This window comes from Streptomyces sp. PR69 (genome assembly GCF_026420845.1).
Taxonomy (GTDB): domain Bacteria; phylum Actinomycetota; class Actinomycetes; order Streptomycetales; family Streptomycetaceae; genus Streptomyces.
The window spans coordinates 188,817-201,048 of record NZ_JAOWCB010000009.1 but is presented as its reverse complement, the minus strand read 5'-3'; the positions used below and the strand labels follow the sequence as shown (position 1 = coordinate 201,048).

The window sequence follows — 12,232 nt, the reverse complement described above, 5'->3', positions numbered from 1 at the left end:
CCAGGTAGATTGGTCTACACCACTCGGCCTTCAAGGACAGGGATCTTCGTGGAAGTCATCATCGTTCCGGACCCCGCGGCCGGCGGCGAGCTGATCGCCGACGCCATGGCCGATCTGCTGCGGCGCAAGCCCGACGCACTGCTGGGCGTGGCCACGGGATCGACTCCGCTGCCGGTCTACGAGGCCCTCGCCGCCAAGGTGCGGGCCCGTGACGTGGACGCCTCGCAGGCCCGGATATGCCAGCTCGACGAGTATGTGGGGCTGCCGTACGGGCACCCCGAGTCCTACCGCTCCGTGGTGCTGCGCGAGGTCGTCGAACCCCTCGGGCTCAGCGAGGGGGCGTTCATGGGCCCGGACGGCGCCGCGGAGGACGTGGCGGCGGCCTGCCTCGCGTACGACCGTGCGCTCGCCGAGGCGGGCGGAGTCGATCTCCAGCTCCTGGGCATCGGCACGGACGGGCACATCGGCTTCAACGAGCCGTGCTCGTCGCTGGCCTCCCGCACACGCATCAAGACCCTGACCGAGCAGACGCGGCGGGACAACGCCCGCTTCTTCGACGGGCTCGACGAGGTGCCGCACCATGTGATCACCCAGGGCATCGGCACCATCCTCGACGCCCGCCATCTGGTCCTGCTGGCGACTGGCGAGGCAAAGGCGGACGCCGTGGCGCAGGCGGTGGAGGGCCCGCTCTCCGCCCTGGTGCCCGCGTCGGCGCTGCAGCTCCATCCGCACGCCACGGTGGTGGTCGACGAGGCGGCCGCATCCCGTCTCAAGCTGGCCGACTACTTCCGGGCCACCTATGCCGCCAAGCCCGCCTGGCAGGGGCTGTAGGGGCATACGGCCACGGTCCACGGCCCCGGGCGGCGCCCCTTGGCCCCGGCTGGGCGGCGTCGCCCTTCTCGGCTCCACCCGCGCCGAAGAGGCGAACGAATGACCGAATCCCTCCCTTGACCACCCTCAGGGAGGGGCCGGACACTCCCCGCGAACGGCGGAGAACGCCGCTCCCATGAATGACATGGACACGTCATTCAGAAAGGAGCGCCCCCCATGGCCACCCCTCTGTCCGCCTCCCGTTTCCTCAGCGCCCTCCGCGGCGAAGGGCTGATCGTCGCCGAGCACCGGAGCTGGCGTACGCACAACCGCAACCACAAGGGGCCGTGGGGCCCCACCCACGGTGTGATGATCCATCACACCGTCACGTCGGGCACCCGGCACTCCGTGGACCTCTGCTACGACGGCTACGCCGGGCTGCCGGGGCCGCTCGGCCACGGCGTGATCGCCAAGGACGGCACAGTCCATCTGATCGGCAACGGCCGCGCCAACCACGCCGGGCTCGGCGACGACGACGTGCTGCGCGCGGTGATCGCCGAACGCGAGCTGCCGCCGGACAACGAGGCCAACACCGACGGCAACCGCCACTTCTACGGCTTCGAGTGCATCAACCTCGGCGACGGCAAGGACCCCTGGCCCGCCGAGCAGCTGACGGCCGTCGAGCGGGCCGCGGCGGCCGTCTGCCGGGCGCACGGATGGAACCAGCGCTCGGTGATCGGTCACCTCGAGTGGCAGCCGGGCAAGGTCGACCCCCGCGGGTTCACCATGGACGCGATGCGCGAGCGGATCAGACGCCGCCTCGGCCGCCCCCCGGACGGACCGCCCCCGCCGCGCTACGAGCCGTACCCCGGGGCGTCGTTCTTCCGGGCGGGGCGGAACAGTCCGGTCATCACGGCGATGGGCAGACGGCTGGTCGCGGAGGGGTGCAGCCGGTACGAGATCGGGCCCGGCCCCCGCTGGACGGAGGCCGACCGCAGGTCGTACGCGGCCTGGCAGCGCAAGCTGGGCTACTCGGGGTCCGACGCCGACGGCATCCCGGGCCGAACCAGCTGGGACAGGCTCAGGGTGCCCAGGGTGACAAGCCGGTGAGAGCCACGGGGAGCTGACGTCATGTCAGCGTCCCCGTGACGCCGTGCAGTCGGCAGGGGTCGGCTCGCCGTTCGGCCAGGCGAGCCCGACGAAGCGGATGCGAGCCGGGTCGTCGGGGGCGAGCTCCACGACCGCGACAGGCTTGTTGTAGGCGTTGCCGTAGTTGTCGAGGCAGATCCAGCCGCTCGCGCCCTCGACCTTGCCCATGCCGTGCAGCCGGAGCCAGGAGTCCTTGATGGAGGACAGCTCGGGGATGACGGGGTCGTCGTCGCCGCGCATCCGGATCGCGGTGACGGCGGTGAGCCCCGCGTCGTAGAAGACGATGGTGCGGGAGTCGGTCAGGGTGACCGGCCCGATGTCGCCCGCCTCCCCGCTCGCGGCGAGCTGTTCGAGAGTGCGCACGGCGTCCGCGGAGCCGCCGGTGGCGGGTGCGTCGGCACGGGTCCAGGCGTGGGGGTGCGCCATCGAGGCGTACTGCAGGGTGACGCCTTTGCGGAAGACGTCCCGGTTCAGCTTCGCGTCGGACGGGAGGGTGGAGGCGGCGTCACCCGTGATGACCGTGTACTTCTTGTCGGTGCACCCGCGGTCGCCCAGTTCGTTGAGGAACTGCCGCAGCTGCACGGGGCGTCCGGCGAAGTAGATCACCTTGGCCGGCGAGGTGCAGATGGTGTCGACCATCCGGTCGAAGGCGCTGGCGGTGGTTCCCTCCTTGTGGAAGTCGTCGGGCGCCCGGTACTGCTCGGGGGCGCGCGGGGCGCCCCTGGTGAGGTCGGCGAAGGCGCTCTTGAGGGAGTCGACGTAGTTGTCGCCTTCGCGCACATCCTCCACGACCAGCGTCTGGGCGGGGTCGATGTCCTTGTTGAAGTAGGAGAGGGCCTCGGCCTGGTCGGTGTTGTCCGGCACGATGCGGGCGAAGCCCGGATAGGCGTCCGGGCGGGCCTCGCTGTTGCCGAAGTCGTCCGCGGTCAGCGGCCCGCTGACCACCGGGATGCCGTGGTCGGCGGTGAGACGGTGGATGGCCGCCTGGGTGGCGGCCGTCGAGACGTCAAAGCCGAGCACCGCGCGCAGATTGTGCCGGGGGTCGGACGCCATCTCCGCGAGCTGACCGGCCACCGGCTCCCAGTGGGCGTGAGTGCGGCCGGGGTTGGCGAGCAGCAGCTTGATCAGCGGCTTCTTGCCGTTGGAGTGATGGTTGGCGCGGTACTGGGCGAGATACGCGCCCTGTACCTCGCTGAGGGTCTTCTGCTGTTCGAAGGGCTGGGCGGGGGCCATGGGCAGCAGCACGGCGACGGAGACATGCGGCTGGTCGCCGACGCGGTCGTTCTCCTCCTCGATGCGGGCGCTGACCTCCTTGAGATTGGCGGCGAAGACATGACTGCCGTCCGTGACGCCGGTGCACTCCTTCGCGCCGTCCTGGCCGCGCCACTCGACTCCGGGCCCACAGCTCGGATCGGGGCCGAACCAGCGCACGCCCGTCCAGACGGCGGCGGTGAGGAAGACGAGAGCCACGCAGGCGACGGCCGCCTTGGTGACCGGGCCGCCGGGGAGGCGCCCGAGGAAAGTCGTCATGATTCAGTACCCCTCCGGGATGGGCAGATCCGGGGCCTGCGCACCGGCCCGCAGCCGGGCGGGCCAGTCGGCGGACGCCGCCCGGTAGGCGGCGCGATCGGCCCCGTTGCCGTACAGCGACTCCAGCGCGATGCGGACACTGTTCAGATCGTCCTCCCGCGGGGCGAGGGTGAGCGGGTCGGAGAGCTGCCACAGCAGCCGCGTCAGGGTGCCGATGGCCTCGTGTACGCGGTCGGGGCCCGCGCTCCCGCACACCGTGCACAGCGGCGTCACTCCGGCGTCGGGCGGCTGCTCGCCCTCCGGCGGGTGCGGGGCCGCGCAGATCCCGTTGAGGGAGGTGAGCCAGCTCTCGGGGGCCGCCCCGGTGAAGCGGTGGTGCAGCGCGCAGACGACCTCGCCGACCCGGCCGAGGGCGAGGGTGTGCCACAGATAGTCGTCCTCCTGCGGATGGCACAGGGAGCGCAGCCGCAGATGGATGCCGCGCCAGCGCTCGGGGGCGGTCTTTGCCGCCAGCCGGTGCGTCAGCAGCAGATCGAGCGCGCGGTCGCCGTCCAGACAGGAGGCGCTGCGGTAGCCCTCCGCCTCGGCGATGCGGGCGGCGATGAGCTCCTCCGTATGGTCCTCGGGATAGGCGAAGGTCCACAGCGCCCGCCGCGCCGCGGGGCGCCGGGCAGGCGACAGCAGGGTCAGGCGGTCCCGCATGACCTCATCGGGCAGGAGCTTGGCCAGCAGGTCGGGGACGGCCGCGTCCAGCAGGTCGCGGGGGCGGATGACGCCGGTGTCCTGGAGGAGACGGAGCGCGGCGTCGACGAGGGTGCGAGCGCTCGCGGCGCGGCCGCCGCTGTAGCGGGCGAGCAGCCGGGGCAGATGCTCGGGGTAGTCGACGGCGCCGAGCATCTCGCCGATGTGGGTGTGGTCGACGGCGGGTATGCGCAGCAGGAGCGGGCGGGCCGCGGGGACGGCGGTCGCGCCGATGTCGTCGAGCGGCGGCAGGTGCGCGCCCCTGCCGAGGGAGGCGGCCAGGACGACGGGGCGGGTGGGGCGGTGGCCGTTCGCCGCGGGCGGGGAGTCGAGGACGCCGAGCAGGCCGAGGACGGTGCGGCCGACGTCGGTGTGGACGTTGTCCAGGAGGATCAGCGGCCGGGGCGTCCGGTTGAGCCGTCTGAGCCGTCCGTATCCCGCGTCGATGTCGGCGAGCAGCGCGGCGACGAGGTGCTCCTCCGCGGTGCGCCGCCGGCCGTCGAGCCGCCGGAAGCCGCGGACGAACTGGAACAGCCGCTGCAGCGAGTCTCCCTGGTACCCCTGGGCGGGGGGCAGCCGGTCGCCCCACCAGGCGAGGGCGCCCCGGTCGGGCTCGCCCTTGAGGAGCTGATGGCGGGCGGTGTCCAGGACGATGCCCGCGATGGCGTCGAGGCCGGGCACGGAGGCCAGCACCTGCGGGAGGTTGGCCGAGACGGCGTCGAACCAGCGGCCGAGGCTCTCGCGGCGGTGTCGGACGTTGGAGTCCTCGTCGGTGATGAATTTTCTGAGATCAGCCTCGGCGCGGCGCAGGTCGGCGGGCCGGACATCGCCGTCGTCGCCGCCGAGCGGACGCCAGGCGGTGACCACCAGCAGCCCGAGGGAGAGTCTGGGGAAGGCGAGCGGACGGCCGAACCGGCGTACGTCCAGCCCGAGCCGGTAGGCCAGCAGATAGAGCAGATGCGTGATGTGCGAGGCGTTCGGGCTGTCGTCGTCGAGGAGGTCGACGACTCCCGCCTCGCCGAAGCCGGGAGCGGCGAGATCGGCGCGGGCGAGCGGCACCCGGCCGTTGTAGGCGTCGTACACCCGGTCCAGGAGAGCCGTCTTGCCGCTCCCCCGGCCGCCGACGACATGGACGAGGGGCGCACCCCCGGGGTAGGCGAACGGGACCCGGTACCGGCCGTCGCAGTGCAGGCCGACGAGGCGCGGCACGAAGTCCTCCTGCAGGGCCCGCTGCCCGTACAGCGTGTGCTGTCTTCCTCTTCCGCCCCCGCTTCCGCTCATTGCGCTCCCCCCGACGTCCTGAGCCATAACCCCGGCTCATATGACAATTACCGTTGCGCAGAGGGAATGTAACGCGACGCAGCGCTACGGATGCGGCCGTTGCGGCACTCTGTGATCCGCCCGTGACGGTCGGATTGTCAGTGGGGGGCGGGATGCTTGACGGTCCGACACCGTTCCGAGGAGCACCGCGAGATGACCGGCCCCGATCCCGCACCCGTACCCCCTCCCGTGCCCGTACCTCCTCCCGTGCCCGACGCCGAGCTGGCGGCCGTGCAGGCGTATGTGCGGCTGCTGCGCACGGCCCGTGCCGTTCTGGCGGACCCCCAAAGGCCGCCGTCGGCCGTGCCGCTGCTGTCCGTCCCGATGGCCGAGGCGGACGAGGCGCTGCGGGCCGCGGGTCTCGCCGGCAATGAGGCGGAGTTCCTCAGACTGGTCGCCGCGCGCTCGGGGCCATCCCGGGCGGAGTAGTCCGGGCGGAGTGGTTCCGGCGCGCGGCGGCGGCAGATCGCCGGGGTCCGGGGTCAGCCGGCCGCGGCTTCGACGGCGTCGGCGACGCGGGTGAGGAACCGGGCGTGGGCGCGGGCGCTGACGGGGGCCTCCGGGTTCCAGGGCAGCACGACGGCGTCCCTGCGCAGTCTGTGCCAGCCGTCGGCGGCGGCCGCGTCCAGCTCGCCCGGCGGTGTGGCATTGCACCGTACGTCGGCGAGGACGACCGCGGGCCGCAGTTCGGCCGCCTCGGCCCAGGTCACCGTGGACCAGTTCGCTCCCGCGGACCCGGCCGGCTCGGCCAGCCGCACGCCGCCCGCGGTCAGTGCGCGCAGATCGGGCCAGGCGGCCGGACGGGCGATGTGCGCCCTGTCTGGCCCGGCGGCCGACAGCGCCGTCACACGGGGCGGCGAGGGGACGTCCGCCGCCGTGCGCAGCCGGTCGAGGGCCGCCTGCGCCCGGCGCTCGGCTGCCGGGTCGTCGGGTGCGCCCAGCGACCGCGCCAGCTCGGCGAACCGCGCCCGCAGGGCGGCGAGATCATGGGGCCGGGAGACGTCCAGCACGGTCAGCGGCACCTGCTCTTCCAGGTGCTTGGCGGTTTCCGGGTCGAGGCCGTAGACCTGGCCGGAGCCATAGCTGACGGCGACGACGAGATCGGGCCCACAGCCCAGGAGCGCGTCCAGGTCCGCCGTGCCGCCCGCGCCCAGGTACTCGACGGAGTCGAGGGGCAGTTCACCCGCCTTCGCCGGGTCGGGCGCGGGTCCGTCGTGGTATGAGCCGAACACGCCGTGGACGTGTATGCCGTGGTCCCACAGGGTCGCACCGGCCTGGATGTACGCGATCACCTTGGAGGGCCTGGCGGAACGCGCCGCCAACTGCCCCCGGTCGTCCGAAAACTGCCATGCCGTCTGCTGCGCCACGTCGCACGCCCCTCGCTGCCTCGTTCGGGTGCTCCCCCCTCGGAGCCGTACAGATGTACCTGCCCAGCCCTTCGCCGGGCCATCCCGCCGGGCCATCCCGCCGGGCCTGGGCGCAGGCCGTTGAACACCACGCGCGCCCCATCCGTACCTGAGGCTGCGCGCCGTGCCAGCCGCGACAACAACCAGCTCCCGACAACACGTTGGAACCGCTCACCGCCGAACCGGGAGGCACCATGCATGCAAACCGACGTTCCGTACGAAACGGCATCTCCAGAAAGCTGATTGCGATGATCTCCGCCGCGGTCGCGGCGATCGCCGTGGTCCTGGTCGCCATCCAGAGCAGCAGTGGCGAGGCGACCGCGGGCTCGGCGTCCGCCGACACGGCCGGGGCCCCGCACAGCGGGGGCCACTCCCTGGAGGGGGCCGCCGCCGGGCCCGCGGGGTCCTCGGGGAAGACCGGGGCGGGCCCGCAGATCGTCACCGATGTGGACCGAACCTTCCTGGTAGCGGTGCGTCAGGCCGGTCTGTGGGAGATTCCGGCCGGGCGGCTGGCCCAGACCCATGCCCAGAGCGAGGCCGTCAAGCGCGCCGGGCTCCATCTGATCGACGGGCACAGCAAGCTCGACCAGCTGGTCCGTGAGGACGCGAAGATCCTCGGCGTCGAGATCCCCAATGAGGCGACGCCCGAGCAGCAGGGCTGGGTGAAGCAGATGGAGAACGCCCGCGGCGCGGAGTTCGACCGGCTGTTCGCGAATCTGCTGCGCGCCTCGCACGGCAAGATCTTCGCCACGATCGGCGAGGTGCGGGGCGCCACGCAGAACGATCTGATCCGCCGGCACGCTCGGCAGGCCAACCAGACGGTCCTGGACCACCTTGAGGTGCTTGAGGACACGGGTCTGGTCGAGCAGGCCACCTTTGAGGAAGTCGAAGCGGCGGTCAAGCCCAAGTGACCGGCGGGCGGCTCCGCCGTATGCCTTCAGCTCGCCTTTGCACTGTGCAATGATGCGTTCGGCGGAAGGCCCGGCAGGAGCGCCGGCCCCTGCCCGGGAGCGGCACTGGCACGGTGACGCAGCTCAGCAGCGGGGGCCCGGCGCCCGTCCGGGCCCTCCGCCGCGTCCTGCCGGGGCTCAGGGCGAGTGCCGCAGCGGCGTTTCCGCCCAGCCGAGGGGGCACAGCGCGGCGGCCTGGTCAGCCGGCGACGGCTCGCCGCCGGCCTCCGTGAACGCGGTCAGCGCGGCGACCATCGCGGACCGCTGCTCCGGGGCGAGCCGCTCCACGATCGCCGCGATCTCCTCATGCCTGCGCGCGGTCACATCCTCGACGATGCGCCGCCCCTCGGGCGTCAGCCGCAGCACCGTCTCCCGCCGGTTGTCCCGGTTGATCTGCCGGTCGGCGAGACCCGCCGCGATCAGCCGGTCCATCATCCGCATCGCCGTCGACGGATTGACGCCGAGCCGCTCGGCGAGCACCACCAGTTTGGCGGAACCCTCGATGGAGAGCACCACCAGCAGCCGGAACTGGGGCAATGTCACCCGGTCCTCCACCGCGGCGAGCGAGCGGGCGGAGACGGCGACCAGCAGCCGGGAGGCGGTCAGCACCGCCCGGGTCACGGCGTCCACGTCATCCGCACCGGCGGCGCCCTGCGCGTGTTCGGTCATTCCCTCTTTCTACCGCGCACAGGTGACAGAGCGCGCACCCCTGTCCATCTGCTGGGCGGCCGGGCCATGGCACACCCGAGGCGGTTAGGCTTGCCTAAGTACGTCTCTCATCGACAACACGCGGAAGGGGCAGGGCTTTGACGGACAATCAGGAAGCGGCGGCACAGACGGCGGGAGAGAGCGACCAGGCCGGGCTGATGCGGCTGCTGTTCGGGGGGCTGGCGGGCTACACCGTGCGTGCCGCGGTCCGGCTCGGGGTCGTCGAGGCGATCGGGGACGCGGAGCTGCCCGCGGCCGAGGTCGCGGACGCGTGCGGAGCACAGCCGCAGGCCATGGCCCGGCTGCTGCGGGCGCTGACCGCACTGGGACTGCTCAAGGAGTCGCCGGCCGAGCGGGACGTCTTCTCCGTCACCCCGACGGGGGCGCTGCTGCATCCGGGGCGGGACGGCTCAATGGCCGCGCTGGCGCAGATCTTCACCGATCCGGTGCTGCTGCGCGGCTGGGAGCTGCTGGACGACAGCGTCCGCAGCGGCAGGCCCTCCTTCGACACCGTCTTCGGCACGGACTTCTTCGGCTTCCTCAAGGACCGTCCCGAGCTGTCCGCCCAGTTCAACGCGGCCATGAGCCAGGGCACATCCGAGACGGCCGCGCTGCTCCCGCACGCGTACGGCTTCGGCGGCCGCGGCACGGTGATGGACATCGGCGGCGGCGACGGCACGCTGCTCGCGGCCGTCCTGGCAGCTCACCCGGACCTCAAGGGAATCCTGTACGACACCAAGGAGGGGCTGGCGCAGTCCCCCGCGACGCTGGAGCGCGCGGGGGTGGCCGACCGCTGTACGGCGGCCGTCGGGGACTTCTTCCGCTCCGTTCCCCCGGGAGCGGACCTGCAGCTGCTCAAGAGCGTGCTGCACGACTGGACCGACGCACAGTGCGAGTCGATCCTCGGCCACTGCCGCGCCGCCCTGGCCCCCGGCGGCCGGGTGCTCATCATCGAGCCCGTCATGCCGGAGGCCGTCGATCCGCAGGCCGCGGGGCTGACCTACCTCAGCGATCTCAACATGCTGGTGAACGTGGGAGGACGGGAGCGCACCCGCCGGGACTTCGAGGAGCTGTGCGGGCGCGCCGGGCTGACGGTCACCTCGGTGACGCCGCTGCCGGCGCCCAGTCGCTTCTCGCTGATCGAGGCCCGTCCCGAGTAGCGGCCCCCGGGCGCGACAGCCCCGATCCCCCGCCCCGCCAGGCGGAGCAATCAGGCATCAGTGTGGATCAATAGCTAGAATTCGGACATGGGAGAGCGGTCTGTCGCGCCCAGCGCGCCCGAGCTGATGCTCGAAACGGACACCGGAGTCACGGTCATCAGCCCCGACCGGGACTACCACGTCGGGCGCGACCCACTGAGCGACATCGTCCTCGACGATGCCCGGGTCTCATGGCACCACGCGGTGCTCCGGCCCGAGGCCGACCACTGGACCCTCCAGGACGAGAACAGCACCAACGGCACATACGCCGAGGGCCGGCGCATCCACGAATGGGGCGTCGGCCCCGGCAGCGTCATCCGGTTCGGGAACCCCCTGGACGGGCCGCGGGCCGTGCTCACGGCCCGCGAACCGCCCCCGCCGGCAGCGCCCGAGCGGCCCTCCGCCGTGTCGACGCCCTCCGCTACCGGCACCTTCCGGCAGCCCACGACGGTGCGGCCGCTGCCCGTGCGCACCGTGCGCATCGGCCGCTCAGCGGACAACGACCTCGTCATCGACGATCTCGTCGTCTCCCGCCGCCATGCCGAGCTGCGGGCCCACCCGGACGGCAGCTACGAGATCGTCGACCTCGGCAGCCACAACGGCACCTATCTCAACGGGCAGCCCGTTGAGCGCGCCCAGGTCTCCCCCGGCGACATCGTCGGCATCGGCCACAGCGCGTTCAGCCTCGTCGGCGACCAGCTCCAGGAGTACGTGGACACCGGCGAGATCTCCCTGGAGGTCCAGGAGCTCGCGGTCGCCGTCGACCACGGCCGCAAGGTGCTCCTCGACCATGTGTCCTTCCCGGTGGCCGAGCGGTGTCTGCTCGCCGTGGTCGGCCCGAGCGGCTCGGGCAAGTCCACGCTGCTCAACGCGCTGACCGGGCAGCGGCCCGCGGACCACGGCACCGTCCTGTACGACGGCCGCGACCTCTACCGCGACTACGCTGAGCTGCGCCAGCGCATCGGGCTGGTGCCGCAGGACGACATCCTGCACGCACAGCTGACCGTGCGCCGCGCCCTGGAGTACGCGGCCGAGCTGCGCTTCCCCCAGGACACGGCGCGCGCCGAGCGCCGCGACCGGGTTGCCGAGGTGATGCGGGAGCTGGGACTAGAGCAGCGCGCGGACCTGCCGATCCACCGGCTGTCCGGCGGACAGCGCAAGCGCGTGAGCGTGGCGCTCGAACTGCTGACCAAGCCGTCGCTGCTCTTCCTCGACGAGCCCACGTCCGGGCTCGACCCCGGCATGGACCGGTCCGTGATGCATACGCTCCGCACCCTGGCCGACGACGGGCGCACCGTCATCGTCGTCACCCACAGCGTGCTGAGCCTCGATGTGTGCGACCGGCTGCTGGTCCTCGCCCCCGGGGGCCGCATCGCCTATTACGGCCCGCCGGACGACACCCTGCCGTTCTTCGGGTTCGGGCAGTGGCCCGAGGCGTTCGAGGCGTTCGAGACCGACCAGGCGCGCGACTGGGCGGGCGAGTACCGGACCTCCCCGCACCATCTGCGGTACGTGGCCAGCTCCACGGCCCAGCCGAGGCCGTTTGGGGCGGCGGCCCCGCCCACGGCCCCCGCGCCGCCGCCCCGGCCCCGCAGCAGGCGCGCACAGCTCGGCACGCTGGTACGCCGGTACGCGGCCGCCCTGAGCGCCGACCGCACCTTCCTGGCCATCATGATCGCGCTGCCGTTTGTGATGGGCGCGATGGCGCGGGCGCTGGCCGGCAGCGAGCTGACCCAGGAGACCGCGATGAACGCCCTGCTCATCCTGTGTGTGGGCGGGGTGCTGACGGGCGCGGCCAACGCCGTGCGGGAACTGGTCAAGGAGCGGGCGATCTACCGGCGGGAGCGGGCCGTCGGGCTGTCCAGAGCCGCGTATCTGCTGTCGAAGGTCGTGGTGCTCGGCACGGTGACCGTGCTGCAGGCGGTCGTGCTGACGCTGGTGGCGCTGGCCGGGGTGGATCTGAACGCGCCGGGCGGCGAGGGCGTGCTGATGCCGCCGCTGCTGGAGATCACACTGGCGGTGGCGCTGCTGTCGTTCACCGCGATGACGCTCGGGCTGCTGATCTCCGCGCTGGTGCGCAAGGAGGAGGTCACCATGCCGCTGCTGGTGCTCCTCGCGATCGTGCAGGTGGTGTTCTGCGGGGCGCTGCTGAGCGTGGACGGGGTGCCGGTGCTGCAGCAGCTGTCCTGGCTGGTTCCGGCGCGGTGGGCGCTGGCGGCGATGGCCGGCACCGTCGACCTGGCGCGCATCGTCCCCGGCGAGCGGACCGCGGATCCGCTGTTCGAGCACTCGGCGGGCGCCTGGCTGCTCGACATGGGGGCGCTGGCGGGACTCGCCGTCGTGTTCTGCTTCGCCGTGTCGAGGCTGCTGCGGCGGCAGGAACCGGCGATCATGCGCAAGTAGCGGAAGCACGGCGGAC

At 72.4% G+C, this 12,232-nt stretch carries 10 protein-coding genes; 6 read left to right on the top strand and 4 right to left on the bottom strand.

Annotation, left to right across the window (positions count from 1 at the left end; all coding sequences use genetic code 11):
- Window positions 1–48 precede the first annotated feature (48 nt).
- Window positions 49–831, top strand: coding sequence for a glucosamine-6-phosphate deaminase (gene nagB / locus OF819_RS12070; protein ID WP_267243448.1), 783 nt, complete (start codon window positions 49–51; stop codon window positions 829–831).
- Window positions 832–1,047: 216 nt separating this feature from the next.
- Window positions 1,048–1,920: a peptidoglycan-binding protein gene (locus OF819_RS12065; RefSeq protein ID WP_267243447.1), complete on the top strand. Its 873-nt coding sequence runs from the start codon at window positions 1,048–1,050 to the stop codon at window positions 1,918–1,920.
- 24 nt (window positions 1,921–1,944) lie between these two features.
- Here the strand turns inward: OF819_RS12065 and OF819_RS12060 are convergent, their stop codons facing one another.
- Both OF819_RS12060 and OF819_RS12055 read right to left on the bottom strand, forming a co-directional pair.
- Window positions 1,945–3,489, bottom strand: a complete 1,545-nt coding sequence (locus OF819_RS12060) for a hypothetical protein (protein WP_267243446.1) — start codon at window positions 3,487–3,489, stop codon at window positions 1,945–1,947.
- Window positions 3,490–3,492: 3 nt separating this feature from the next.
- Window positions 3,493–5,511, bottom strand: coding sequence for a hypothetical protein (locus OF819_RS12055; protein ID WP_267243445.1), 2,019 nt, complete (start codon window positions 5,509–5,511; stop codon window positions 3,493–3,495).
- Window positions 5,512–5,703: 192 nt separating this feature from the next.
- Between OF819_RS12055 and OF819_RS12050 the strand changes: the two genes are divergently transcribed.
- Entirely contained in the window at window positions 5,704–5,979 is a 276-nt protein-coding gene (locus tag OF819_RS12050; RefSeq protein WP_416370513.1) for a hypothetical protein, read from the top strand.
- A gap of 53 nt (window positions 5,980–6,032) precedes the next feature.
- Here the strand turns inward: OF819_RS12050 and OF819_RS12045 are convergent, their stop codons facing one another.
- Window positions 6,033–6,917, bottom strand: coding sequence for an ABC transporter substrate-binding protein (locus OF819_RS12045; protein WP_267243444.1), 885 nt, complete (start codon window positions 6,915–6,917; stop codon window positions 6,033–6,035).
- A gap of 287 nt (window positions 6,918–7,204) precedes the next feature.
- Here OF819_RS12045 and OF819_RS12040 point away from each other — a divergent pair, with 287 nt between their 5' ends.
- Window positions 7,205–7,867: a DUF4142 domain-containing protein gene (locus OF819_RS12040; protein WP_267243443.1), complete on the top strand. Its 663-nt coding sequence runs from the start codon at window positions 7,205–7,207 to the stop codon at window positions 7,865–7,867.
- Between the two features lie 177 nt (window positions 7,868–8,044).
- Here the strand turns inward: OF819_RS12040 and OF819_RS12035 are convergent, their stop codons facing one another.
- Window positions 8,045–8,575 (bottom strand): MarR family winged helix-turn-helix transcriptional regulator, encoded by a 531-nt coding sequence (locus OF819_RS12035; RefSeq protein ID WP_267243442.1) that lies wholly within the window; start codon window positions 8,573–8,575, stop codon window positions 8,045–8,047.
- 197 nt (window positions 8,576–8,772) lie between these two features.
- Between OF819_RS12035 and OF819_RS12030 the strand changes: the two genes are divergently transcribed.
- Window positions 8,773–9,774: a methyltransferase gene (locus OF819_RS12030; RefSeq protein ID WP_267243490.1), complete on the top strand. Its 1,002-nt coding sequence runs from the start codon at window positions 8,773–8,775 to the stop codon at window positions 9,772–9,774.
- An 87-nt stretch (window positions 9,775–9,861) separates the two neighbouring features.
- Window positions 9,862–12,216: an FHA domain-containing protein gene (locus OF819_RS12025; protein ID WP_267243441.1), complete on the top strand. Its 2,355-nt coding sequence runs from the start codon at window positions 9,862–9,864 to the stop codon at window positions 12,214–12,216.
- Window positions 12,217–12,232 lie beyond the last annotated feature (16 nt).

What these genes read in the sequence shown, in the direction of transcription:
- OF819_RS12065 (WP_267243447.1), top strand. Translation starts at nt 1,048, where the DNA reads ATGGCCACCCCTCTGTCCGCCTCCCGTTTCCTCAGCGCCCTCCGCGGC.
- OF819_RS12060 (WP_267243446.1), bottom strand. Translation starts at nt 3,489, where the DNA reads ATGACGACTTTCCTCGGGCGCCTCCCCGGCGGCCCGGTCACCAAGGCG.
- OF819_RS12055 (WP_267243445.1), bottom strand. Translation starts at nt 5,511, where the DNA reads ATGAGCGGAAGCGGGGGCGGAAGAGGAAGACAGCACACGCTGTACGGG.
- OF819_RS12050 (WP_416370513.1), top strand. Translation starts at nt 5,704, where the DNA reads ATGACCGGCCCCGATCCCGCACCCGTACCCCCTCCCGTGCCCGTACCT.
- OF819_RS12040 (WP_267243443.1), top strand. Translation starts at nt 7,205, where the DNA reads ATGATCTCCGCCGCGGTCGCGGCGATCGCCGTGGTCCTGGTCGCCATC.
- OF819_RS12035 (WP_267243442.1), bottom strand. Translation starts at nt 8,575, where the DNA reads ATGACCGAACACGCGCAGGGCGCCGCCGGTGCGGATGACGTGGACGCC.
- OF819_RS12030 (WP_267243490.1), top strand. Translation starts at nt 8,773, where the DNA reads ATGCGGCTGCTGTTCGGGGGGCTGGCGGGCTACACCGTGCGTGCCGCG.
- OF819_RS12025 (WP_267243441.1), top strand. Translation starts at nt 9,862, where the DNA reads ATGGGAGAGCGGTCTGTCGCGCCCAGCGCGCCCGAGCTGATGCTCGAA.